The sequence below is a fragment of the Snodgrassella alvi genome, assembly GCF_002777425.1.
GTDB classification, from domain to species: domain Bacteria; phylum Pseudomonadota; class Gammaproteobacteria; order Burkholderiales; family Neisseriaceae; genus Snodgrassella; species Snodgrassella alvi_B.
This window is the reverse complement of the sequence record NZ_MDVC01000113.1, coordinates 55035-78265: the sequence shown is the minus strand read 5'-3', so window position 1 is coordinate 78265 and position 23231 is coordinate 55035. Positions and strand designations below refer to the sequence as shown.

Below are 23231 nucleotides of genomic sequence, written 5' to 3'. Positions count from 1 at the left end.
TCATTATGAATCACTTTACCAACCGTTTTACCTTACGGCACAAGGAATCAGGTTTTATCAACAAAATTGCGCCAACTGCACACATTGTGGCTAAAACCGGCTTTCTGTTTTCCATGTTGCTACTGGCGCCAACGGTTGTCTCTTTACTATACATGGATCACGTGTTTCCAGCCTTCGCCTTTACTGCTGGTATCAGCATGAGTGTATGTGCAGTAACCTGGCTACTGACCATGCGTTATAACCGTGAACTGCGTCCGCGTGATGGCTATACACTGGTGTTCATGTTGTGGATTGGCTTTGCTCTGATTGCCTGTCTGCCGTTTTACATTTACTTGCCCGGGCTGGGCTTTACCAATGCTTATTTCGAAGCCATTTCCGGCCTGACAACCACTGGCGCTACTATTATCACCAGTCTGGATACACTGGCACCATCATTAAACTTCTGGCGCCATATGCTCAACTGGTTGGGCGGTATGGGCATTATTGTACTGGCTGTGGCAATTATGCCAATGCTGGGCGTTGGTGGCACACAGTTATTCAAGGCCGAAATACCGGGGGTGAATAAAGACAGCAAAATGGCGCCGCGTATTTCGGAAACAGCCAAACGCTTATGGGGTGTTTATGTACTTTTTACCATAATCACCCTATTGGCTCTGCGTCTGGCCGGCATGAGCTGGTTTGATGCAGTATGTCATGCCATGGCAGCGTTTTCACTTGGTGGCTTTTCCACTCACGATAACAGCATTTCCTATTTTAATTCAGTTCCGATTGAAGTTATTCTCAGCATGGCCACCCTTTTGGGTGCAATAAATTTCAGTAATCATTTTAATGCTTTACAAAAAAGATCATTGCGCTATTACTGGCGCGACGAAGAAGTCAGGGTATTGCTGTGTGTACTGTTTTTCAGTATTCTGGGCATTAGCCTGTATCTGTGGTGGCATAGCTTTTATTCGTTTGCCGAAGCATTTCGTTATACCAGTTTTAATCTGATTTCAATCGGATTGGCTAATGGCTACTCTAATACCGATTTTGCCAAATGGCCTTTAATAGCCTCATTATGGATGTTTTTTTTGTCGAATATTCTTTCCAATGGGGGGTCTGCCGGTGGTGGTATCAAAACTGTACGCGCCATTGTGCTGTTCAAATTCAGCCTGCGTGAAATGCTGCTGATGCTGCATCCCAATGCAGTCAGCATGGTAAAAATCAATGGCAGCAATATTCCCGACCGGCGTGCGCTAACGGTAATGGCCTTTGTGTTTGTATACGTGATTACCATCATTTTATTCAGCTTTGCCCTGATGATGAGCGGATTGGATTTTCTGTCTGCACTTACAGCGGCGATTAGCTGTATCACCAATGCAGGCCCCGGGCTAGGTGCAGTTGGCCCGACAAACAATTTTGCTTTCCTTTCAGATATCCAAAAGTGGTTATGCATCGTCATCATGCTGCTTGGACGTCTGGAAATTTTTACTGTTTTTATTCTCTTTACACCAGCCTACTGGAAAAAATAAATTACATTATGAGAAAAATTGAAGGAAAAAAATTGATTAAGTACTTAATGAAGCTGAAATCAAAGCTGTCTGTTCAACAGCATTATCTCATTTCAGGCGCTCTGCTTCTGATGACAGCATGCAGCAATCAGCAAGAAGTAGCTCTTCAGCCGATTAACAAGAATACAGGCAATGCTATTTTGCCAGGCACCCAAGCTACAGAAACACCGGATAAAGTCATCGGCAGTTTCCAGCAATATCAGAATGCGCTCAAAGCAGCAAAAAACGGCGACGACGTGCTACCGGCACAATTTCTTGCCCAGCAGCCAGCCAGTGCAATGAGTAACAGTATCCGCAATATCTGGTTACAACAGTTAGGTAAACGCGGAAACTGGCAGGTCTTCAGCCAGCAATATGCATTACTGGACAAAAATTTTCGTGAACAGGAAACACGCTGCTATGCTGCATTGGCTGGAATAGATAATGATTCGGATTTATTGGTCAGTCTGAGCAGGGAAACAGGTAATCTTCCGCAAGGGTGCGACCGCTGGTTGGAACAGGCTGCGGCCCGTCAGCAAATCAGCGCGCAAAATGGCTGGCGCCGTGTGCGATACTTATTGGCACTGAATCAGGTTTCCAATGCACGCAATCTGGCTCAGGCACTGGGCAGCCCTTTACCCGACTCACTCGGTAGCAGCACGGGTGGCAGTCAAGGTGCACAGGAAGCATTGCTGTATCAGGTGATTAACAAAGAAAATCGCGGCAAAGACAGTGCGGCTGCCAAATTACAACAGTTATCGGCCAGCCTGACAACAGAGCAAACTGGTTTTGGCTGGGCGCAACTGGGGCTGGCACAGGCTTATAACCTCAATGCGGCCAAAGCGCTGAATTATTTTGATCGTGCCGACTCGGCACAGATGAGTAATGAAATGTGGGAATGGTATGCCCGTTCAGCCCTGCGCTTACAGCAATGGCAAAAACTGAGCAACATTATTCGCAGCATGCCGCAGGCACTCCAGCAACAGGTTACGTGGCAATACTGGCTGGCGCGCAGTTACCGTGCATTGGGGCAAAATAGTCAGGCTCAGGAAATATTCGAGCAGACAGCACAACGCGGACGCAATTTTTATTCCCTGCTGGCAACAGAAGCACTGGGCAGAAAGGCAAATACCCAAAGTACTGTAGCCAAAAGCAGCCAGCAGGTACAAAGTAAAATAGCAACAGACGGCAATATCCATCGTGCCATAACCTTGTTTAAAGCCGCACAATCAGAAAATAACTGGCCGATGCGCCGTCAGGCACAACAGGAATGGCGCTATGCCACACGCAATTACAACGATGATACGCAAATTGCTGCCGCAACGCTGGCTGAAAATACCGGCTTTTATGAAATGAGCATCTATAGCGCAGACAAAGCCGATGGCCAACTGAACTATGAATTACGCTATCCTGCCCCATTCAGAGAATTGACTGTTCCTTATGCCCAGCAGGCTGGTATCGACCCTGCATGGGTTTATGGCTTAATCCGGCAGGAAAGCCGCTTTATGATTGGTGCTCGCTCAAGTGTGGGTGCCACCGGCCTGATGCAGGTTATGCCCGCCACAGCCCGCGATATAGCCAAACGGCTGGGCATGGACAGCAGCGAACTGTATACCATGCGCGGCAATATCCGCATGGGTACATGGTATATGAGCAATGTACGCAACCAGTTTGCTGATGAAGTACTGGCTACAGCCGGCTACAATGCTGGGCCGGGTCGAGCCCGGCGCTGGCAGGCGAATATTCCACTGGAAGGGGCAATTTACGCCGAGACCATTCCCTTTGATGAAACCCGTACCTATGTCAAAAACGTAATGGCTAATGCCACTTATTATGCCAATCTATTCGGTGAACCCCGTACCACACTGACAGAACGCATGGGTACCGTGCCTGCGCGCTAACGAGTCTGCCCGGATTAACCTGAGTTAACTTTTAGCTGCATACAAATACAGCATAATTGACATGCAGATTACTCAACCATTAGTGAAAGCAAACCATGTTGATAGACAGCAAACGCTCCGCAGTATTAATGATTGACTTACAGACACGCCTGTTACCAGCCTTGAATAATGCAGAAGAATTGCTGGCCAATAATGTATGGCTGGCTGGACTGGCGCATGATATGGCTATTCCTACCTTAATCAGCGAACACTGTGTAGACAAAATTGGCGCAACCCGAGAAGAAATCATGACCGCCGCGCCACAAGCCAGAATCGTACAGAAACAGAGTTTTTCCGTATTTTCCGCCGGTGTGCTAACTGAAGATACCCTGCATCAGGCCAACCAGATTATTATTTCTGGTATAGAAGCCCATATCTGCGTATTACAGACTGCTTTAGACTTGCGCGCACATGGTTACGAAGTTTTTGTGGTTGCAGACGCGGTCAGCTCGCGCCGGCAACGTGACGTTGAATTGGGGCTAGCACGCATGCAGGCCGGCGGTTGTGAAATCGTTAGTCGTGAAATGATTGCATTCGAATGGCTAGGTAGTGCAAATAACCCGAAATTCAGAGAGATTCATAAAAAATACATCCGTTAACCCAGCCAGTATATTCGGAAATAAAACCGCACTTTTATTTAAATCAATAGTGCAGTTTGATTGTTGCACAGTCAGCATAATATTCACAACAATACCAACCAAAAAGCTGAATCTGTTTTAAAACAGATTCAGCTCTTATTTATATAAAACCCATAGAAAATTTCGAAAGCTTAACTGCTGCCGAATTATTCATTCGAACCAATTGGCCTGATTAACCTTAACTATTGGCTTCACTTCTAATAATCAATAATGGCAGATTGGTTTCGCGCATAACAGTTTCTGCAAAACTGCCCATCAGTAAATGCATCAAACCGCTACGCCCATGAGTACCCAGAATAATCAGATCGCTACCATTCCCATCAGCATAATCAACCAGCATCTGAGCCATTTCTTTTGCCCCCTTATTGGCAATCAGCAAATGACGATGCACTTTGCCTGCCGGCAAGGCAGCTTCGGCTTTTTCCACCGCAGCGTCCAGTACCGTATTACCCTCTGACAAGGCAGCAGCTTCATAACTTTCATGCTGCAAAAACTCGGGAGCCAGAGCCATATATTCAGTTGGATTGGCCACATTGACAACAGTTAATTCCGCATCTTCACCCTTAGCCAGACCAATAGCATGATCTAAAGCATTTTCTGAAGTATGGCTGCCATCTACCGCCACCAGTAAATGTTTATACATGAAACTCTCCTTATCCTTTTTAGCAATTCGAATCATTTAGCAGATACAGTATAATACCACTACCTGCTTAAAACGGCTTTCTGGATTTTATTACGTGTCGCAGATATTCAATTTTTCAGCAAACTATCAACGCCGCTTCGGTGGCATCGCACGATTGTACGGCGAAGACTGCCTGCAACGTTTCGCTTCGGCACATGTCTGTGTAGTTGGTGTGGGCGGCGTGGGCTCATGGGCAATAGAAGCACTGGCGCGCAGTGGCATCGGTGCACTAACACTGATTGATCTGGATAACGTGGCCGAATCGAATATCAATCGCCAGCTGCCAGCTTTAATCAGCCTGATCGGCAAGCCTAAAGTCGAAGCTCTGGCAGAACGCATTGCCGATATTAATCCCGAATGTCAGGTCACCTGTATAGAAGATTTTGTTGATACAGACAATCTCAGCCAAATATTCAGCCAGCCTTTTGATTTTGTCATTGATGCCATCGATCAGGTACGCGTAAAAGCAGCGATGGCTGCTTTCTTTAGCGCCCGGCGCCAACCTTTTATTGTGTCAGGAGGCGCTGGCGGACAAAAAAATGCCGGATTGATTCAAAGTGCTGATTTAAGCCGGGTAACCAACGACCGCATGCTGGCCAATATGCGTTATACATTACGTAAACGACATGGATTCAGTCGCCAGCCAGCCGATAAAATGCACATACCCTGCATCTATTCCAGCGAAAATATTACACCGCCGCAGACTGGTATCTGCCATAGCGAACAAACTGCCCCGCAAGGCCTCTCCTGTGCCGGCTATGGTGCTGCCATGGTTGTGACAGCCAGCTTTGGCTTACGTTGTGCTCAAGCCTGTCTGGAACATCTGTGCAAACAATGAACGCAGGCATGAGTACAGTAAATACCGCGGAAAAAACTGTAGCTGTACTTTTCGGACAGCCAGTTACTGAGATTCCGCACGACCTGTTTATCCCCCCTGATGCCCTGCAAGTCGTTTTACAGAGTTTTGAAGGCCCGCTGGATTTACTGCTGTATCTGATTCGCAAACAGAATATTGACGTACTTGATATTCCCATGCTCACAGTAACCGAACAATATCTGTCCTATATCCATCAAATGCAGCAGCACGAACTGGATTTAAGAGCCGAATATCTGTTAATGGCAGCAGTACTGATTGAAATTAAAACCCGTTTACTTCTGCCCACCCCGCCAGCCAGCGAGGAAGAAGCAGCCGATCCGCGTGCCGAACTGGTACGCCGCCTGCTTGCCTATGAACAGATGAAACTGGCGGCTGCCGAACTGGATGCCTTACCCCGTGCAGGACGTGATTTTGCCTGGGCGTGGCTACCCGTAGAACTGGTTGCCATTACCCAGCCACCGCAAGTACAGGTAGCAGATTTAACTCGTGCATGGCTGGCGATTCTGGCACGCTCCCAGCACAAGCGCAGCCATAATGTCGTCAAAGAAACCTTATCCGTACGCGCCCAGATGACCGCCGTTTTACGCCATCTGCAAACCCGTCAGCACTGTTACTTTACCGAACTTTTCGGCCGCAACGACAGTTTGGCACTGGTAGTCACTACTTTCATCGCATTGCTGGAACTGGCCAAGGAAGGACTGGTCTACATTACCCAGCACAGCACTGAAGACCCAATTGCCATTCAGACTGCTGGTGTGGAAGCCGGCACCGATTCAACACCGGTTAATGAATCAGCTCCATAGTGACAAGCACAGTGAAAAACCCTAATATAACAATTAATATTTACATCAGGATATCCTTATGCCTGCCCAGCCCGGGTTATTTAAAACCCTGTTTAATCATTATCTGAATTTACCGCATTGCCGCTGGTTAAAAATTTATGGAGACTGTAGCTCCACTGAACCGGTTATATCTGTTGACTGGCGCGATGAACTACTTGAAAACACTGACAGCGGCAATATTCATGGCGGTGTAATCACTACACTTGTTGACATGGCTTCTGCCTGCTCACTGGCCGCATTGTTTCAGCAGTTTGAAACCACAGCCACACTGGATATGCGCATAGATTACCTGAAATGGCCTACAGCCAATCAATCAATTCATGTTCGTGCGCATTGTTATCGACAGGAAGGACAGATTGCCTTTATTCGTAGCCATTGCTTTCAGGAAGATGAAAATCAGCCCTTTGCTCTGGGTATGGCCACCTTTATTCATACCCCGCTATCTGAAACAGAACTACAGGCATTACAGGCATACCTGCAACAGGAGCAGGTCAAATGAATCCAAATATTTTCCAGCTGGATACACAATTAACCAGCAAAGCTCATCAGCTTATGCCTTATAGTGCAGCAATTAATCTGAAAATCGGTACAGACAGCCAGAACAAACGTCTTTACTGCCTGCCTTTTGCTCAACAGAATATTGGTAATATATTCCTGCCCGCACTTCATGGCGGCCTGATTGGCGGCTTTTTACAAAGCTGTATTAATTTATATTTGCTGGAACAGCAAAACCTGTCTGAACCCGCCCGGATAATTGACTACTCAACAGATTATTTACTTAGTGGTAAGGCACTGGACAGCTATGCCCAATGTCAGATTCTGCATGCCGGTAAGCGCATTTCACACGTTACCGTAACAATGTGGCAAAACCAGCCAGATAAACCTATTGCTTTTGCACGTGCGCACTTGCAAATGCCTGCAATAGCCGAATAAAAAAAGTAAACTGCTAGCCTATACCAGAAATCTGTATAAATACTTTTCTGGAATAGCATTACAACTGCATTTATTTTCAAGAGTTAAACCAGCGATATGGCCATAGATACCAACCGTCCGCCAATTATCCAGTCCCTATTGGATACAGATTTATATAAATTCACCATGCTTCAGGTTGTCCTGCATCAGTTTCCTCAGGCTACTGGTGTCTATGAGTTTCGCTGTCGTAACAACCATGAAACAGAATATCCGCTAGGCGATATTCTGGAAGAACTAAACTGGGAGCTGGATCGTCTTTGCCAGATGAGATTCACCCCAGACGAATTGCAATATCTGCGCAGCCTGCGCTTTATCAAGAGCGACTTTGTCGACTATATGGAACTGTTTCAACTGAAACGCCGTTTCATCAAAACATCCATAGACAGCAACCAATACCTGAATATCCGTATCGAAGGCCCCATCATACAGGCAATGTTTTTTGAAATATTCGTTCTTTCCATTGTCAACGAACTATATTTTCACCGTCTGGAAACTCCCGAGATACTGGCCGAAGGCGAGCGCCGTCTACAGGCAAAAGCTGAGCTGATACATCACTATGCATCAGAACAGCAATATTACAGCTCACCATTTATCGTTTCTGATTTTGGTACTCGACGCCGTTATCGTTATTCATGGCAAAAACATGTCGTAAAAACCCTTCACCAAGCTGCCCCCAATGTTTTTCGCGGAACCAGCAACGTACATATTGCCAAAGAGCTGGGTCTGATTCCCATTGGTACCATGGCCCATGAATTCTTACAAGCCTTTCAGGCGCTGGATGTGCGCTTACGAGATTTCCAAAAGGCGGCATTGGAAGCATGGGTACATGAATATCGTGGCGATCTGGGCATAGCCTTAACCGACGTAGTCGGCATGGATGCCTTCCTGCGCGATTTCGACCTGTATTTCGCCAAACTGTTTGACGGACTGCGCCATGACAGTGGCGATCCCTATATCTGGGGAGAAAAAGCATATGCCCATTATCAGAAACTTAAAATAGACTCACGTACCAAAATGTTGACCTTTAGTGACGGCTTGGATCTACAGCGCGCATGGGATTTATATATCCACTTTAACAGCCGTTTCAAAACCAGTTTCGGAATTGGTACCAATTTCACTTGCGATATGGGCTTAACACCATTGAATATTGTATTAAAACTGGTTGAATGCAACGGACAATCTGTAGCCAAAATATCTGATTCTCCCGGTAAAACCATGACAGACAACAACACATTTCTGGCTTATCTGCGGCAAATCTTCGACATACCAGACAGCACTGCCGTAAAAGCGGATTAAAGCAGAACAACAAGCGCAAATTTCTGCCATAAAATTGCTAAATAATTCAATCTGTCATTTATCAGCACTTAAGATAAATACAGATAATCATCAGGATGGATATACATTAATGAGTAAAAACAACAATATCAGCACAACAAGCATGCGTCTGGATAAATGGCTATGGGCAGCAAGATTTTTTAAAACCCGTGCTCTGGCACAAAAACATATTGAATTAGGACGCGTTCAGGTCAATGGCGCCAAAGTCAAAAACAGTAAAAACATCCAGATTGGTGACATCATCGACTTAACCCTCAATTCCCTGCCCTATAAAATTCAGGTACAGCAGCTTAATCAAATGCGTCGTCCGGCACCGGAAGCGCGTTTACTTTATAGCGAAGACAGTAGTATCGCCACCAAACGGGAAGAAATGAAAGCCCTGAATCAGGCCAGCCAGATAAGTGCCGCATATCCTGATGGCAGACCCACCAAACGTGACCGCAGAGCACTTGATAAAGTAAAAAGACATTGGGAAGAATAAAACTCAGCGTACTGGCTTCATGTGTGCAAAAAACTCTTTTCATATTCGCGATAATTGACTTTGAACAGCTTTAAATAGCGTGGTTAAAACATTTTCATTATCTATATCAACAAACATTGCATAATGATCAGGCCAATTAACATCAATGCATCAGCATATAATTATTTGGTCTGATATAGCTACTTTTAACAAAATTATTTTTCTTAAGAGCCTTGGCAACCATCTCTTTATCGAACGGGACATGTAAAACCGGAACCTGAGTTTTTAAATGCTTGAATATGGGTAGTTTATTCCAGTAATAATGTAATTTAAAATTTACATTGTTTTTTCCAGTAACCAGCATATCCTTTTTTTCATGCAATTCAGTATAAATCACAATAACCGGTAATTTAAGATATCCAATACCATATTCAATCTCCTCTTTCACACTCCGCGATTGAAAAGTATCTTCACTCAAAATCAAAATCAAATTATCAGCATGGTTCAAGCGTTCTCTAATGCGTGGTTTTAAAACACTTTCCCAATCACTACCGTCACGGACATCATATTTTTTATCATGGACATCATTAAACGGAAAAAGTGCATCCAGACTTTTCCAAGTTCTCAACTGCTTATAATAAAAATAATCTTTCTGAATTAACGCACCAGCAGTAAATTCATTAAAAGGTTCTTCTACATAAAAAACACAGTAATTTTTAGGCATAGACTTCCTCTAACGTACTTATTACAGGAAAAACGTTAAAATAACAGATACTACCTTAAATAAAAACAAAATACCACATAAAAACTTTAATATACAAATACATATATTCAATCGTAATAATATATAAAAACCCGCATCTTTCAGAATACGGGTTAAATCAGCATAACAATCAATATTATTTAACTGAAGAAGCAGCCTCATGCATGGCTTCAGATAATGTCGGATGAGCATGAACAATGCGGGTAATGTCTTCACTGGATGCCTTAAAGTCCATAGCCATCACAGCTTCGGCAATCAGTTCAGAAGCCACAGGTCCGATGATATGCACACCCAGCACACGATCCGTATCTGCATCCGCTAGAACTTTAACAAATCCCTTGGCCTGTCCCATACCAAGAGCACGGCCGTTAGCAGCAAAACTGGACTGACCTTTTTTATACTTCACGCCAGCAGCTTTTAACTGCTCCTCAGTCTGGCCAACCCACGCAATTTCCGGATGAGTATACATAACTGCCGGAATAGTATTCATATCCACAAAAGGTTTTTGTCCAGCAATACGCTCAGCCACAGCCACACCCTCCGCAGAAGCTTTATGCGCCAGCATCGGGCCACGTACCACATCACCAATCGCCCACACATTTGGCAGACTGGTACGGCACTCATCATCAACCACAATAAAGCCGCGTTCATCTTTTTGCAAGCCAACACCTTCGGCATTCAGGCCATTGGTATTGGGAATACGGCCAATTGCAATAACAAGCTTATCAAAGGTTTCCGTTTTTTCTTCACCGGCAACAGTGTATTTAACAGTTACACTGTTTTCACCCTTAACAATTTCATTAACCGTTACACCAAGATGGATATTCAAGCCCTGTTCTTTAGTGAAAACCTTGAAGGCTTCCTTGGCAACCTGCTGATCAGCAGCAGCAAGGAACGTAGGCATGGCTTCCAGAATGGTAACCTCCGCGCCCAGACGGTTCCATACAGAGCCCATTTCCAGACCAATCACACCAGAACCAATCATACCCAGTTTGGCTGGCACAGCTTCAAGATTCAGTGCACCTTCATTATCCAGCACATTAACATTATCAATCTCAGTTAAAGGCAGTGGACGTGGCAGAGAACCAGTAGCCACGATTACATGCTTGGCAGTAACCAACTGTTTAGTACCATTGGTATCCACCTCTATCTGCCATAAACCATCAACCTGGCCTTGCAGAGAACCTTTACCAAAAATACTTTCTACTTTTTCTTTTTTGAACAGAAAGCCAATACCATTAGTCAACTTGCTAACAATAGCATCTTTACGTTCAATCATTTTCTTGGCATCAAAGCCTTTAACCTGAATATCAATACCATGTTCAGCAAATTCAGTTTGCGCTGCATGGTAATTTTCACTGGTCTGCAACAAAGCCTTGGAAGGAATGCAACCCACATTCAGGCATGTACCGCCCAATGCTGGTCCATCACCTTTTTTATTCAAACCAGCATCAATGCAGGCTGTCTTAAAACCCAGCTCAGCAGCACGAATAGCAGCAACATAGCCACCAGGACCAGCACCAATTACCACAACGTCAAATTGAGACATCAAAATTCCTTTCAATCATGAATATTTCTGACTGATAAAATAAAACCGCAATGTGGCACAAACGCCATTTTATCCGCTGTGGCCATCATTACGGTTATCATCCTCAGACTGCACTGTTACTTACAGCAGTCAGTCAATTTTCTTACAGCTCCAGCAGCAAACGTGCAGGATCTTCCAGAGCATCCTTAATGGCTACCAGAGTCAATACTGCTTCACGGCCGTCAATCAGACGGTGGTCATAAGACAGAGCCAGATACATCATTGGACGTACCACAACCTGACCATTTTCAACTACAGCGCGTTCTTTGGTAGCATGCATGCCCAAAATGGCTGATTGAGGCGGATTGATAATTGGCGTAGACATCATTGAACCGAAAGTACCGCCATTGGTAATACTGAAAGTACCACCAGTCAGATCTTCCAATGCCAGCTTACCATCTTTGGCTTTTACCGCATAATCATGAATTGCCTGTTCGATGTCAGCAATACTCATCTGATCAGCATCACGCAGAATCGGCACCACCAGACCACGAGGACTGCCAATAGCAATACCAATATCAAAATAGCCATGATAAACAACATCAGTGCCATCAATAGAAGCATTTACAACAGGGTATTTCTTCAAAGCAGCAACCGCAGCTTTAACGAAGAAAGACATAAAGCCCAGTTTAACTCCATACTCTTTCTGGAACTGTTCTTTATAACGGTTACGCAAATCCATAACCGGTTTCATGTTTACTTCGTTAAAAGTAGTCAAAATGGCATTTTCATGCTGTGACTGCAATAAACGTTCAGCAACACGGGAACGCAGACGTGACATCGGTACACGTTGCTCTACACGGTCACCGGCAGTAGCAGGTGCAGCAGCCTTAGTGGTAACCATTGTAGGAGCAGCAGCCAGAGCAGATGCAGCAGCGGCAACATCTTCTTTCAGTACACGACCATCACGGCCTGAGCCCTGAATAGTAGCTGTATTCACACCTTTTTCCGCAGCCAGTTTGGCAGCAGCAGGCATAGCAACACCAGCCTGAGACTGATTAGCCGGTGCAGCATTTACAGGGGTAGCAGCAGGAGCAGCTTCCTGTGCTGCCGCAGCCGGAGCAGCGGCTTCAGCAGTAGCTGAAGTATCAATTTTAGCCAGCAACTGACCTGCAGTCACAGTTGCACCATCAGCTTCAATAATTTCCACCAGTTTACCCGCCTGCTGGGCTGGCAATTCCAATACAACTTTATCCGTTTCCAAATCAATCAGGTTTTCGTCACGCTGTACGAAATCTCCCACTTTTTTATTCCAGGTCATCAGAGTGGCTTCAGTCACACTTTCTGGAAGCATGGGAACGGTTACATCAATAATCATGGATTACTCCTAAAAAAGGCCGGAGGCCACCACCCAGGTGGCCAGTTATTCAGAATGGATTCGGATTATTTCAATTCCAGAGCATCATCTACCAGTTGTTTCAGCTGGGCAACATGTTTACTCATATAGCCCACTGCTGGTGAAGCGCTGGCCGGACGACCAGCAAAAATAACTTTTTGCTTGCTGCCAGCAATCTTTTCAATACGATGACGAATCTGGAACCATGCACCCTGATTTTTTGGCTCTTCCTGAGCCCACAGAATTTCAGTTGCATTAGGATAGCGGCTCAATTCAGCAGCCAGCTGTTCGTATGGGAACGGATACAGCTGTTCCACACGCACAATCGCAATATCTTTGCCAAGATCACGTTCCAGACGCGCTTTATTGATATCGTAGTACACCTGACCGGCACACAGAATCACCCGTTTAACGCTGCTTTCATTACCTTCAACCTGATCGCCGATTACCGGACGGAAAGCATGACCTTCAGTGAAATCACTGAGCTGGCTCATGGATTCATTGAAACGCAACAGGCGTTTGGACATGAAAATAACCAGCGGTTTGCGGTATGGACGCAGTACCTGACGGCGCAATACATGGAACATCTGAGAAGCTTCAGACGGCATAACAACCTGAATATTTTCTTCAGAGCACAATTGCAGCCAGCGCTCCAGACGACCAGAAGAGTGTTCAGGGCCCTGACCATCATAGCCATGAGGTAAAATCACCGTTAAGCCACACAAACGGCCCCATTTAGTTTCACCAGAAGTAATAAACTGGTCAATTGCTACTTGGGCGCCATTAGCAAAGTCACCAAATTGTGCTTCCCAGATAACCAGTTGATCAGGTGCACTGCAAGCAAAGCCATATTCATAAGCCAATACAGCTTCTTCATTTAAGATTGAATCAATTACCAGGAAAGAAGCCTGATTTTCACTCAAATTGCGTAGCGGCACATAGGCACCAGCATCGCTTTTTTCGCGTTTCTGGTCGTGCAATACAGCATGACGGTGAGAGAAAGTACCACGGCCGGAATCTTCACCTGAAATACGCACACCATTGCCATTGCTTACCAGACTGGCATAAGCCAGTGTTTCTGCCATGCCCCAATCAACAGGCTGTGTACCTTCAGCCATGGCAACACGATTAGCCAGCATTCTCTTCACAGTATTATGTGGTGTAAAATCTTCTGGCAGCGTAGTAAATTTTGCAGTCAGACGTTGAATATCTGCGGCAGGAATACCGGTTTCAACCGGATGGTTCCAGTGAGTGCCCATATAAGGCTTCCAGTCTACTGCATATTTATGGTTGTAATCAGTCAGCGTAGTCTGTTCAACATGTTCACCTTTATCCAGCGCATCACGATAAGCCTGAATCAGCCCATCCGCCTGCTCTTTAGTAATCACATTTTCGCTTACCAGACGCTCTGAATACAGTGCACGTGTTCCCGGGTGCTGATGAATCTTGTTATACATCATTGGCTGCGTCAGCATTGGGTCATCACCTTCGTTATGGCCCAGTTTACGGAAGCAAACAATATCTACTACCGCGTCTTTACCAAATGACTTGCGATAATCCATCGCCAGACTTACAACATAGCTTACAGCTTCAGGATCATCACCATTCACATGGAAAATTGGTGCGTCAACCATTTTAGCCAGATCTGTACAATACACAGTTGAACGTGTATCACGCAAATCAGAAGTGGTAAATCCAATCTGGTTATTGATCACAATATGAATAGTGCCACCAGTAGTATAGCCACGGGTTTGGGACAGATTGAAATTAGCCTGATTCACACCCAGACCGATAAACGCAGAATCACCATGAATCAATACCGGCAACACAGCTTGGCGGCCAGACTCACCACGACGTTTCTGCCGTGCACGGACGGCACCTTCAACTACCGGATTAACAATTTCCAAGTGAGAAGGGTTGAAAGCCAGTGAAACGTGCAACGGACCATTACCAGTAGCCAGATCAGAAGTAAAACCCATATGGTATTTCACGTCACCGCTAGGCAGAGTGGTTGTATATTTACCCTCAAACTCGCTAAATAAATCGCGTGGTTCTTTACCAAGGATATTTACCAGCACATTCAGACGACCACGGTGAGCCATACCAATCATGACTTCTTCAACGCCCTGATTGCCACAATGCTGCGTCAGATAATCCAGAGCAACAATCGTACTTTCGCCACCTTCCAGTGAGAAACGTTTCTGGCCAACATAGCGGGTATGCAAATAACGTTCCAGCGTCTCGGCAGCAGTTAACTGTTTCAGAATACGACGTTTATGTTCAGGAGTAAAACTGCCAGCTGATAAATCTTTTTCTACCCGCTCCTGAACCCAATTACGTTCATCCGGGCGGGTAATGTGCATATATTCCACACCTACCGTACCGCAGTAAGTCTGATCCAGCTTATTGATAATTTCGCATAAAGGCAGCTTCTGACTGCGTGCAAAATCACTACCAGTATAGAATCTGGTAGACATATCAGCATCCGTCAATCCGTATTGTGCCGGATCCAGTTCAGCCAGATATTCTTTAGAACGACGTTTTAACGGATCCAGATTAGCATTGCGGCTACCCAGAATACGATAAGCATTCATCAGGTTTAATACTGATACCTGCTTTTGCAACATATTTAAATCAACACTGCCCTGCGCAGCGGTACCATGCTGTCTGGACAGATTGGCAAAAGATTCCTGAATCGGTAATTGCGGGATATCTTTGGCAACATAGCCTGGCAATGCAGCTACTTTGTCAAAATAATCTTTCCAGTATTCATCAACTGAATCTCGATCTTTCAGGTAGTTCTCATACAGCTCCTCAATGTAAGGAGCATTGGCACCATATAAATAAGAAAGACTGGTTTGTTCTTCCATCATGGTAAAAACCCTTTTTTACCTTAAACTAATAAAACAGGAATATCACTATCCCCTACCAATATTCAATTCGAGAATCGAATGCCGATTCCAGATTACCGCATATCAACATACCGATTCCAGATCACCACGTGCATACATAGGGATGAAGCATCAGTATGTTTCAGGCAGCTTATAAAGCTGCCTGAACACACAAATAATTAGCGTTTATCTACAGGTAGATAATCGCGCCGGCCAGAACCAGTATATAGCTGTCGTGGACGGCCAATTTTCTGATTCGGGTCAGCAATCATTTCGTGCCAGTGTGATACCCAGCCTACGGTACGGGCTAAAGCAAACAGCACAGTGAACATCGTGGTCGGAATACCCAATGCACTTAAAACAATACCGGAGTAAAAATCAACGTTCGGATACAGCTTGCGTTCAATGAAATACGGGTCTTCCAGAGCAATTTTTTCCAAAGCCATTGCCAGCTTGAATTTAGGACTGTCTTGTAATCCCAGCTCATTTAATACTTCATCACAAGTCTGTTTCATAATCTTGGCACGTGGATCCATGTTTTTGTATACACGATGCCCAAAACCCATCAGACGATAACGTTTTTCTTTAACTCCCTGTATAAATTCTTCAACACGGGATACATCACCAATCTCATCCAGCATTTTCAACACTGCCTCATTGGCACCACCATGAGCCGGCCCCCAAAGGCAGGCAATACCCGCGGCAATGCAGGCAAAAGGATTGGCACCAGACGAACCAGCCAAACGCACAGTTGATGTGGAAGCATTCTGCTCATGATCTGCATGCAAAATGAAAATCCGATCCAGAGCACGTTCCAGCACAGGATTGACTACATAGTCCTCAGTTGGTTTAGCAAACATCATATGCATAAAGTTGCCGGTATAAGACAAACTGTTACGCGGATAATTAAATGGCAAACCTTTTGAGTAGCGATAACACATTGCAGCCAGAGTTGGCACCTTGGCAATCATGCGGTATTCAGCAATCCGGCGGTGATCAGGATTATTAATATCCAAACTATCCTGATAGAATGCCGCCAGTGCACCTACTACCCCTACCATCATTGACATCGGATGAGCATCACGACGAAATCCCCGGAAAAACCAGGTTAGCTGTTCATGCACCATATTATGACGCAAAACACCCAGTTCGAATTTCTGTTTTTCGACTGCATCAGGTAACTCACCATATATCAGCAAATAGCAGGTTTCCAGATAATCACTGTGCTCCGCTAGCTGTTCAATGGGATATCCACGATAATATAACTGCCCCTTTTCACCATCGATAAAGGTGATTTTCGATTCGCAGGATGCTGTTGATGTAAACCCTGGGTCAAACATAAACATGCCTGTACCAGCATACAGCTTATTAATATCAACTACATCCGGCCCCAAACTGCCAGACAATACCGGCATCTCAAAAGACTCTTGTCCTTCAATGTTTAGTATAGCGTTCTTGGCCATCTCCAACTCCTTAATTTTCACTTTTTCTATTTAAATAAACTAAACTAAAAAACATTAACGAAAGAGAAGCATTTACAAAAATTGAGCCTGCCTGATTTTCTCCAGAACAGGCTCAAACTGGACACTTTTACAGTTTCCAGACTGATTGATCAATGCCAGAATTTCCGGGTCAGGTAAATCCATTAACGCCACAAATGCATTCAACTCATCATCTGATAGCTGATCAAAGGTATGAGACATAAAGCGACCTAAAATAATATCCAGCTCCAGCAGGCCACGACGGGTTAACCAGCGTATGCGACGTTTGGCATTATCATCAAAATGCTGCATCAGATTGCTCTTCTTAACATTAAATCTTTAATCTTACCGATAGCCCGCGTTGGATTCAGATGTTTCGGACAAACATCCACACAATTCATAATTGTATGGCAACGGAACAGCCGGTAAGGATCATTCAGATTATCCAGACGTTCATTAGTGCGCGTATCACGAGTATCAGCAATAAAACGATAAGCATTCAACAAACCGGACGGGCCAACAAACTTGTCTGGATTCCACCAGAACGAAGGACATGAGGTAGAACAGCAGGCACACAAAATACATTCATACAGACCGTCCAGCTCTTTGCGTTCCGCCTGCGACTGTAAACGCTCCCCTGTCGGTGCCGCCGTGTCATTAATCAAATAGGGTTTAACCGAATGATATTGATTAAAGAACTGCGTAAAATCAACAATTAAGTCACGAATAACAGGCAAAGCTGGCAGTGGTTTCAAAACAATTGGCTGCTTCAAACTGCGAATATCAGTCAGACAGGCCAAGCCATTCTTACCATTAATATTCATCCCATCAGAACCACAAATGCCTTCACGGCAAGAGCGGCGAAAAGACAGGCTGTCATCCTGCGCCTTAAGCTTAATCAGCGCATCCAACAGCTTCACATCTGTAGGTTCGATTTCGAGTTCATAATCTTTCATGTACGGCTTGGCATCCACATCAGGATTGTAGCGGTACACTTGGAGGCGGATTTTTTCCATCTTGATAGTTCCTTAGTAAACGCGTTCAGCCGGTTTTATATATTCCACACTCAAAGGTTTAGTATGTACCGGCTTATATTCCAGATGCTGGTCTTCTGCATAATATAGTGTGTGTTTCATCCAGTTTTCATCGTCACGGTTTGGATGGTCATCTGAAGCATGGGCGCCGCGTGATTCTTTACGTGCAGCAGCAGAAACCAGCGTAGCCTGAGCCACTTCAATCAGATTATCCAGCTCCAGTGCTTCGAGTCGTGCTGTATTCCACACTTTACTCTTGTCATGAATCTGCGTTTTGGCTACGCGTTCAGCAATTGCATTAATTTTCTCAATGCCATCCTGCAACAAAGCATCGGTACGGAACACACCTGCATGCGACTGAACACACCGTTGCAAGTCATTACGTACCTCAGATACTTCTTCACCATTAGTCTGATTATCCAGACGGCTAAGGCGTGCAAGTGTTTTCTCGCCCACATCAGCAGGCAACTCACGATGCGCACCCTGTTTCTTAATATAATCAATCATATGATCACCAGCCGCCTTACCAAACACCACCAGATCAAGTAATGAATTGGTACCCAGACGGTTAGCACCATGCACCGATGCACAGGCACATTCACCTGCTGCATAAAAACCAGGCACCGGAGCTTCCAGATCATCACCTTTGGCCATTACTACCTGACCATGATAATTGGTAGGAATACCCCCCATCATATAGTGGCAGGTTGGCACCACCGGAATCGGATCCTTAATCGGATCAACACCAGCAAACTGAATGGAAATTTCGCGAATACCCGGCAATTTTTCCATAATTTTTTCTGCACCAAGATGATCGACTTTCAGCAGAACGTGGTCCTTATTCTTACCAACACCACGGCCTTCATGGATTTCAATGGACATAGCCCGCGAAACCACATCACGGCAAGCCAAATCTTTCACAGTAGGTGCATAACGCTCCATAAAACGCTCACCCTCACTGTTCAGCAGAATTCCGCCTTCGCCACGTACTCCCTCAGTAATCAAAACTCCGGCACCAGCCACACCAGTAGGATGGAACTGCCAGAACTCCATATCTTCCAGAGGAATACCAGCACGCGCAGCCATACCCAAACCATCACCAGTATTCATATAGGCATTGGTAGAAGAAGCATAAATACGACCCGCGCCACCTGTAGCAAATAACACCGCTTTGGCATGCAGAATGAAAACTTCACCAGTTTCCATTTCCATGGCGATAACACCAATAACCACACCCTCGGAATCACGAATCAGATCAAGAGCAGCCCATTCAACAAAAAACTGAGTTTCTGCATGTACATTTTGCTGATACAAAGTATGCAGCATCGCGTGGCCGGTACGGTCTGCCACAGCACAGGCACGCTCTACCGCACGTTTACCGAATTCGGCTGTATGTCCGCCAAACGGACGCTGATAAATCTTGCCAGATTCAACACGGTCAAACGGCATACCCATGTGCTCCAGTTCCACAACAGCATCAGGTGCACGGCGCGTCATAAATTCAATCGCATCCTGATCACCCAGCCAGTCAGAACCTTTAACCGTATCGTACATATGCCAGTTCCAGTGGTCTTCCTGCACATTGCCAAGAGAGGCAGAGATACCACCCTGAGCGGCTACCGTATGAGAACGGGTTGGGAAAACCTTGGACAACACCACTGTATTCAAACCTGCTTTAGATAATTGCAGAGCCGCACGAAGCCCTGCACCACCGCCGCCAACGATTACTGCATCAAAACGACGTACCGGTAAACTCTTGGGCATACTCATGCTAACCCCCAAATCACTTTAACAGAATAAATCAGACTGCCAAGCAGCCATAAAATTGTGGCGACGTGCAAAAACAGGCGCAAACCTACCGGTTTGATATAGTCCATCCACAAATCACGAATGCCAACCCAGGCATGTAATACCAGCGCCAGCACAAAAATCTGTGTTATCAGACGTACCCAGGTTTGGGCAAAGAAACACTGCCATTGCTGATAACTGTGCGGTAAGCAAATAATCATGATTAAAAAAAGTACTGAATACACCAACATGACTACTGCGGTGATACGCTGCATAATCCAGTCGCGCAAACCATAGTGCGCGCCAGCCAAGTTACGATCAATCATGATAATAAGCACGCTCCATAAATAATAACGGTCAATACAATTGCGCAAACAACTACTGCTTTGGCAGAAGTTCGTGCTGTTTTCAACTCTGTGCCTTTATGAATATCCAGCAGCAGGAAGCGAACACCAGCCAGACTGTGATAAACATAAGCCAGCAGCAGAACAAAAAGAACACACTTCGCCAAAGGATTCTGCACAAGCGCATGATAGGTATTAAACGCAGATTCATGGGACAGCGTACCTGAAAACAGCCATAACAACAGCGGAATACAGATAAACAGCGCCACACCACTGAAACGATGAAAAATAGATACAATACCCGGAATGGGTAATCGTATCTTATGTATATCCAGATACACTGGCCTTTCTTTTTGCATCGGTAACTCCTCTTGATTATTAGAAGATTTAAAACTCAAAACCAGCGACCTGAGCCGCCTCAAACCGAAATTTACAGCAATTGACCTAGTTTTTAACAAATAGGTAAAAACAAAACACACACATTATTTACAATTCAGCCCTCAAAATTCAGCAGCAGTACCACTTAACTGCAGAGCTTGATTTCCAAGCTGTAAATAACGCCGGCGCCACTCATAGAGCACACCGTCGACACTCTGGCTCAAACGTCCCAGACAAAGTGCAGGCAGAGCCATATCTGCGTTTAGCAGTCTGGCTATTTCTGGATGCAATATAGTCTGCCAAAGCCATTGTTGCGCAGTATCCACCAGAACATCATATTCAAGCAACAAAAAAGCATAAAAACTGCGACGACGACGCACAAACCTCACATTTAAATCTGGTAATAATGCAACAGGTAAAAATAACTCATCTATTGCCACCTCAGTGAAACCTGTACGCCACAGCAACATTATCTTCCACACCGGCGCAGCTATTTTTAAGCCTAACTGAACCGCTGTTTCCTCATCCGCAGCAGTCACCACCAGACTAAGTACTTCTGCTACCGGCCAAACCTGCTTCGTTTTACCATGCTGCAATACAGGCAATGCGGTAAAAGAATAACTGCCCCAGTCCCAGTTTTGCTGAGTAACAAAAGTACCTACCCCCTGATGACGCTGCAAAATGCCTCGTGATACCAGTTCATTCAAACCCTTGCGTACCGTACCCTGACTCACGCCCCATAGTGCAGCGAGATCCCATTCACTGGGTAACTGCTGTCCGGGTCTGAAATCACCATCCACAAGTAAATGTACAACCCTCTGCATTACTAACTGATATAAAGGCATATGCCTTTTAAGCGGATTAATTTTTAATCTATTGTACGACATTTCAAACTCAAGTAAACAAAGTCTTATATAAGACATAAGATAGCATGAAAAATTGCGCCAATATTCTCAAAAAGACACCAATCTATTACGCCAATTAATTTAACCTTAAACAGAATTTTGTTATCATACGCGCCAAATTCTTGTAGTGCTGCCAAATCCACCGCTTCAAAGACAAGAAAAATATTTGTAGTCGTGTTTTTATTTTTAAGAGGATAAGTTATGAAAAAACCTGTGCGCATCGCCGTGACGGGTGCTACCGGTCAGATTGGTTATGCTTTGCTGTTCCGCATTGCCAGTGGTGACATGCTTGGAACTGATACTCCGGTTATTCTGCAACTTCTTGATTTACCACAGTCACAAACTGCTGCTCAGGGCGTGATGATGGAATTACAGGATTGCGCATTTCCTCTGCTGGTCGACATGTTCACTACACATGATCCAGAGGTAGCATTCAAAGATGCAGACATAGCCATCCTCGTTGGCGCCCGCCCGCGTACTAAAGGTATGGAACGCAGCGATCTGCTACAGGCAAATGCAGAAATATTTACCACTCAGGGTGCGGCTTTAAATAAAGTGGCCAGCCGTGATGTAAAAGTACTGGTAGTTGGTAATCCGGCCAATACCAATGCCTATATTGCCATGAAGTCCGCACCAGACCTGCCGGCTAAAAATTTCACGGCTCTGATGCGTCTGGATCAAAACCGCGCACTTAGCCAGCTGGCTGAAAAAACCGGTAAGCCAGTGAGTAAAATTAAAAAACTGTGCATATGGGGAAATCACAGCCCTACCATGTACACTGATTACCGCTTTGCAACTTTAGATAACGAAAATGTAGCAGAAATGATCAATGATCAGGACTGGTATGTAAACGAATATCTGCCTAAAGTAGGTAAACGCGGTTCTGCTATTATCGAAGCTCGCGGCCTGTCCTCAGCAGCCAGTGCCGCCAACGCCATTATTGATCAGATTCATGACTGGGTAATCGGAAGTGATGGCGAATGGGTTACCATGGGTGTCCCATCCGATGGTTCCTACGGTATTCCGGAAGGAATTGTATTTGGCTTCCCCATGACCTGTGAAAATGGTGAGTACACCATTGTCAAAGATTTGCCAATTGATGAATTCAGCCAGCAGCGTATCAACCAGACTTTAGCTGAGCTTGAAGAAGAAAAAGCTGAAGTTAGCAATTTATTATAAAACACGAACAAAATATCCGGCCGGCCTGAATAGCTGGCCGGATATCTTTTATTAATCAAAATCACAACACTTCTCAATTACCAGAAATCCGATTGCAGTGCATGCAACAGCCACATCAGCGAAGTAATCAACAGCAATATCAGCGCCAGACAGTTTACCCAATAACCAAGTTTCTGCTTTTGTTGTTTTCCAAGCACATACTTTAACAGCACACCCAGCAAAATTACCACAACAAACAAACGCAACAATCGGCCTAGCATATATTTTCC

At 45.0% G+C, this 23231-nt stretch carries 23 protein-coding genes; 10 read left to right on the top strand and 13 right to left on the bottom strand.

Features of this window, described 5'->3' with window-relative positions; all coding sequences use genetic code 11:
* Positions 1-5 precede the first annotated feature (5 nt).
* The 3 genes from BGI33_RS11680 to BGI33_RS11670 all read left to right on the top strand — a co-directional run bounded on the left by BGI33_RS11680 (position 6) and on the right by BGI33_RS11670 (position 4068).
* Positions 6-1511 (top strand): TrkH family potassium uptake protein, encoded by a 1506-nt coding sequence (locus tag BGI33_RS11680; protein ID WP_174828874.1) that lies wholly within the window; start codon positions 6-8, stop codon positions 1509-1511.
* Between the two features lie 110 nt (positions 1512-1621).
* Entirely contained in the window at positions 1622-3430 is a 1809-nt protein-coding gene (locus BGI33_RS11675) for a lytic transglycosylase domain-containing protein (RefSeq protein WP_257379110.1), read from the top strand.
* A gap of 95 nt (positions 3431-3525) precedes the next feature.
* Positions 3526-4068: an isochorismatase family protein gene (locus tag BGI33_RS11670; RefSeq protein ID WP_100091349.1), complete on the top strand. Its 543-nt coding sequence runs from the start codon at positions 3526-3528 to the stop codon at positions 4066-4068.
* 217 nt (positions 4069-4285) lie between these two features.
* Here BGI33_RS11670 and BGI33_RS11665 read toward each other — a convergent pair whose 3' ends face one another.
* Positions 4286-4750, bottom strand: a complete 465-nt coding sequence (locus BGI33_RS11665; RefSeq protein ID WP_100091348.1) for a universal stress protein — start codon at positions 4748-4750, stop codon at positions 4286-4288.
* A gap of 103 nt (positions 4751-4853) precedes the next feature.
* Here BGI33_RS11665 and BGI33_RS11660 point away from each other — a divergent pair, with 103 nt between their 5' ends.
* The 6 genes from BGI33_RS11660 to BGI33_RS11635 all read left to right on the top strand — a co-directional run bounded on the left by BGI33_RS11660 (position 4854) and on the right by BGI33_RS11635 (position 9296).
* Positions 4854-5627 carry a tRNA threonylcarbamoyladenosine dehydratase gene (locus BGI33_RS11660; protein WP_100091381.1) on the top strand — a complete coding sequence of 258 codons (774 nt, stop codon included), beginning with the start codon at positions 4854-4856 and terminating at the stop codon, positions 5625-5627.
* Positions 5624-6469, top strand: coding sequence for a segregation and condensation protein A (locus BGI33_RS11655; protein WP_100091347.1), 846 nt, complete (start codon positions 5624-5626; stop codon positions 6467-6469). The genes BGI33_RS11660 and BGI33_RS11655 overlap by 4 nt, the downstream gene beginning before the upstream one ends.
* A 58-nt stretch (positions 6470-6527) precedes the next feature.
* Positions 6528-7007, top strand: a complete 480-nt coding sequence (locus tag BGI33_RS11650) for a PaaI family thioesterase (RefSeq protein ID WP_100091346.1) — start codon at positions 6528-6530, stop codon at positions 7005-7007.
* Positions 7004-7441: a PaaI family thioesterase gene (locus BGI33_RS11645; RefSeq protein WP_100091345.1), complete on the top strand. Its 438-nt coding sequence runs from the start codon at positions 7004-7006 to the stop codon at positions 7439-7441. The genes BGI33_RS11650 and BGI33_RS11645 overlap by 4 nt, the downstream gene beginning before the upstream one ends.
* 96 nt (positions 7442-7537) lie before the next feature.
* Positions 7538-8776 (top strand): nicotinate phosphoribosyltransferase, encoded by a 1239-nt coding sequence (gene pncB / locus BGI33_RS11640; protein WP_100091344.1) that lies wholly within the window; start codon positions 7538-7540, stop codon positions 8774-8776.
* Between the two features lie 109 nt (positions 8777-8885).
* Positions 8886-9296: an RNA-binding S4 domain-containing protein gene (locus BGI33_RS11635; RefSeq protein WP_174828869.1), complete on the top strand. Its 411-nt coding sequence runs from the start codon at positions 8886-8888 to the stop codon at positions 9294-9296.
* 142 nt (positions 9297-9438) lie between these two features.
* Here BGI33_RS11635 and BGI33_RS11630 read toward each other — a convergent pair whose 3' ends face one another.
* The 11 genes from BGI33_RS11630 to BGI33_RS11580 form a co-directional block, all read right to left on the bottom strand.
* Complete coding sequence (locus BGI33_RS11630; RefSeq protein ID WP_100091343.1) at positions 9439-9999, bottom strand: TIR domain-containing protein; 561 nt, start codon at positions 9997-9999, stop codon at positions 9439-9441.
* A 175-nt stretch (positions 10000-10174) separates the two neighbouring features.
* The gene (gene lpdA, locus BGI33_RS11625; protein WP_100091342.1) at positions 10175-11587 is read right to left on the bottom strand and encodes a dihydrolipoyl dehydrogenase; all 1413 of its coding nucleotides are present in this window, start codon (positions 11585-11587) and stop codon (positions 10175-10177) included.
* Between the two features lie 142 nt (positions 11588-11729).
* Positions 11730-12944 carry a 2-oxoglutarate dehydrogenase complex dihydrolipoyllysine-residue succinyltransferase gene (gene odhB, locus BGI33_RS11620; protein ID WP_100091341.1) on the bottom strand — a complete coding sequence of 405 codons (1215 nt, stop codon included), beginning with the start codon at positions 12942-12944 and terminating at the stop codon, positions 11730-11732.
* A 65-nt stretch (positions 12945-13009) separates the two neighbouring features.
* Entirely contained in the window at positions 13010-15835 is a 2826-nt protein-coding gene (locus BGI33_RS11615) for a 2-oxoglutarate dehydrogenase E1 component (protein ID WP_100091340.1), read from the bottom strand.
* Positions 15836-16032: 197 nt separating this feature from the next.
* Positions 16033-17316: a citrate synthase gene (gltA, locus tag BGI33_RS11610; RefSeq protein WP_100091339.1), complete on the bottom strand. Its 1284-nt coding sequence runs from the start codon at positions 17314-17316 to the stop codon at positions 16033-16035.
* A gap of 72 nt (positions 17317-17388) precedes the next feature.
* The gene (locus tag BGI33_RS11605) at positions 17389-17646 is read right to left on the bottom strand and encodes an FAD assembly factor SdhE (protein ID WP_100091338.1); all 258 of its coding nucleotides are present in this window, start codon (positions 17644-17646) and stop codon (positions 17389-17391) included.
* Positions 17646-18350: a succinate dehydrogenase iron-sulfur subunit gene (locus BGI33_RS11600; RefSeq protein WP_100091337.1), complete on the bottom strand. Its 705-nt coding sequence runs from the start codon at positions 18348-18350 to the stop codon at positions 17646-17648. Before BGI33_RS11600 ends, BGI33_RS11605 begins: the two co-directional genes overlap by 1 nt.
* 12 nt (positions 18351-18362) lie before the next feature.
* The gene (sdhA, locus tag BGI33_RS11595; protein WP_100091379.1) at positions 18363-20132 is read right to left on the bottom strand and encodes a succinate dehydrogenase flavoprotein subunit; all 1770 of its coding nucleotides are present in this window, start codon (positions 20130-20132) and stop codon (positions 18363-18365) included.
* 2 nt (positions 20133-20134) lie between these two features.
* Complete coding sequence (sdhD, locus tag BGI33_RS11590; RefSeq protein ID WP_100091336.1) at positions 20135-20482, bottom strand: succinate dehydrogenase, hydrophobic membrane anchor protein; 348 nt, start codon at positions 20480-20482, stop codon at positions 20135-20137.
* Positions 20479-20859 carry a succinate dehydrogenase, cytochrome b556 subunit gene (gene sdhC / locus BGI33_RS11585; protein ID WP_100091335.1) on the bottom strand — a complete coding sequence of 127 codons (381 nt, stop codon included), beginning with the start codon at positions 20857-20859 and terminating at the stop codon, positions 20479-20481. The genes sdhD and sdhC overlap by 4 nt, the downstream gene beginning before the upstream one ends.
* A 141-nt stretch (positions 20860-21000) precedes the next feature.
* On the bottom strand, positions 21001-21723 hold the full coding sequence (locus BGI33_RS11580) for a GntR family transcriptional regulator (protein ID WP_257379115.1): 723 nt from the start codon (positions 21721-21723) through the stop codon (positions 21001-21003).
* 261 nt (positions 21724-21984) lie between these two features.
* Here BGI33_RS11580 and BGI33_RS11575 point away from each other — a divergent pair, with 261 nt between their 5' ends.
* Positions 21985-22962 carry a malate dehydrogenase gene (locus BGI33_RS11575; protein WP_100091333.1) on the top strand — a complete coding sequence of 326 codons (978 nt, stop codon included), beginning with the start codon at positions 21985-21987 and terminating at the stop codon, positions 22960-22962.
* A 77-nt stretch (positions 22963-23039) separates the two neighbouring features.
* Here BGI33_RS11575 and BGI33_RS11570 read toward each other — a convergent pair whose 3' ends face one another.
* Entirely contained in the window at positions 23040-23222 is a 183-nt protein-coding gene (locus tag BGI33_RS11570) for a protein MIGRI (RefSeq protein ID WP_100091332.1), read from the bottom strand.
* Between the last annotated feature and the right edge of the window lie 9 nt (positions 23223-23231).

What these genes read in the sequence shown, in the direction of transcription:
- BGI33_RS11680 (WP_174828874.1), top strand. Translation starts at nt 6, where the DNA reads ATGAATCACTTTACCAACCGTTTTACCTTACGGCACAAGGAATCAGGT.
- BGI33_RS11675 (WP_257379110.1), top strand. Translation starts at nt 1,622, where the DNA reads ATGACAGCATGCAGCAATCAGCAAGAAGTAGCTCTTCAGCCGATTAAC.
- BGI33_RS11670 (WP_100091349.1), top strand. Translation starts at nt 3,526, where the DNA reads ATGTTGATAGACAGCAAACGCTCCGCAGTATTAATGATTGACTTACAG.
- BGI33_RS11665 (WP_100091348.1), bottom strand. Translation starts at nt 4,750, where the DNA reads ATGTATAAACATTTACTGGTGGCGGTAGATGGCAGCCATACTTCAGAA.
- BGI33_RS11655 (WP_100091347.1), top strand. Translation starts at nt 5,624, where the DNA reads ATGAACGCAGGCATGAGTACAGTAAATACCGCGGAAAAAACTGTAGCT.
- BGI33_RS11650 (WP_100091346.1), top strand. Translation starts at nt 6,528, where the DNA reads ATGCCTGCCCAGCCCGGGTTATTTAAAACCCTGTTTAATCATTATCTG.
- BGI33_RS11645 (WP_100091345.1), top strand. Translation starts at nt 7,004, where the DNA reads ATGAATCCAAATATTTTCCAGCTGGATACACAATTAACCAGCAAAGCT.
- pncB (WP_100091344.1), top strand. Translation starts at nt 7,538, where the DNA reads ATGGCCATAGATACCAACCGTCCGCCAATTATCCAGTCCCTATTGGAT.
- BGI33_RS11635 (WP_174828869.1), top strand. Translation starts at nt 8,886, where the DNA reads ATGAGTAAAAACAACAATATCAGCACAACAAGCATGCGTCTGGATAAA.
- BGI33_RS11630 (WP_100091343.1), bottom strand. Translation starts at nt 9,999, where the DNA reads ATGCCTAAAAATTACTGTGTTTTTTATGTAGAAGAACCTTTTAATGAA.
- lpdA (WP_100091342.1), bottom strand. Translation starts at nt 11,587, where the DNA reads ATGTCTCAATTTGACGTTGTGGTAATTGGTGCTGGTCCTGGTGGCTAT.
- odhB (WP_100091341.1), bottom strand. Translation starts at nt 12,944, where the DNA reads ATGATTATTGATGTAACCGTTCCCATGCTTCCAGAAAGTGTGACTGAA.
- BGI33_RS11615 (WP_100091340.1), bottom strand. Translation starts at nt 15,835, where the DNA reads ATGATGGAAGAACAAACCAGTCTTTCTTATTTATATGGTGCCAATGCT.
- gltA (WP_100091339.1), bottom strand. Translation starts at nt 17,316, where the DNA reads ATGGCCAAGAACGCTATACTAAACATTGAAGGACAAGAGTCTTTTGAG.
- BGI33_RS11605 (WP_100091338.1), bottom strand. Translation starts at nt 17,646, where the DNA reads ATGCAGCATTTTGATGATAATGCCAAACGTCGCATACGCTGGTTAACC.
- BGI33_RS11600 (WP_100091337.1), bottom strand. Translation starts at nt 18,350, where the DNA reads ATGGAAAAAATCCGCCTCCAAGTGTACCGCTACAATCCTGATGTGGAT.
- sdhA (WP_100091379.1), bottom strand. Translation starts at nt 20,132, where the DNA reads ATGCCCAAGAGTTTACCGGTACGTCGTTTTGATGCAGTAATCGTTGGC.
- sdhD (WP_100091336.1), bottom strand. Translation starts at nt 20,482, where the DNA reads ATGATTGATCGTAACTTGGCTGGCGCGCACTATGGTTTGCGCGACTGG.
- sdhC (WP_100091335.1), bottom strand. Translation starts at nt 20,859, where the DNA reads ATGCAAAAAGAAAGGCCAGTGTATCTGGATATACATAAGATACGATTA.
- BGI33_RS11580 (WP_257379115.1), bottom strand. Translation starts at nt 21,723, where the DNA reads ATGCCTTTATATCAGTTAGTAATGCAGAGGGTTGTACATTTACTTGTG.
- BGI33_RS11575 (WP_100091333.1), top strand. Translation starts at nt 21,985, where the DNA reads ATGAAAAAACCTGTGCGCATCGCCGTGACGGGTGCTACCGGTCAGATT.
- BGI33_RS11570 (WP_100091332.1), bottom strand. Translation starts at nt 23,222, where the DNA reads ATGCTAGGCCGATTGTTGCGTTTGTTTGTTGTGGTAATTTTGCTGGGT.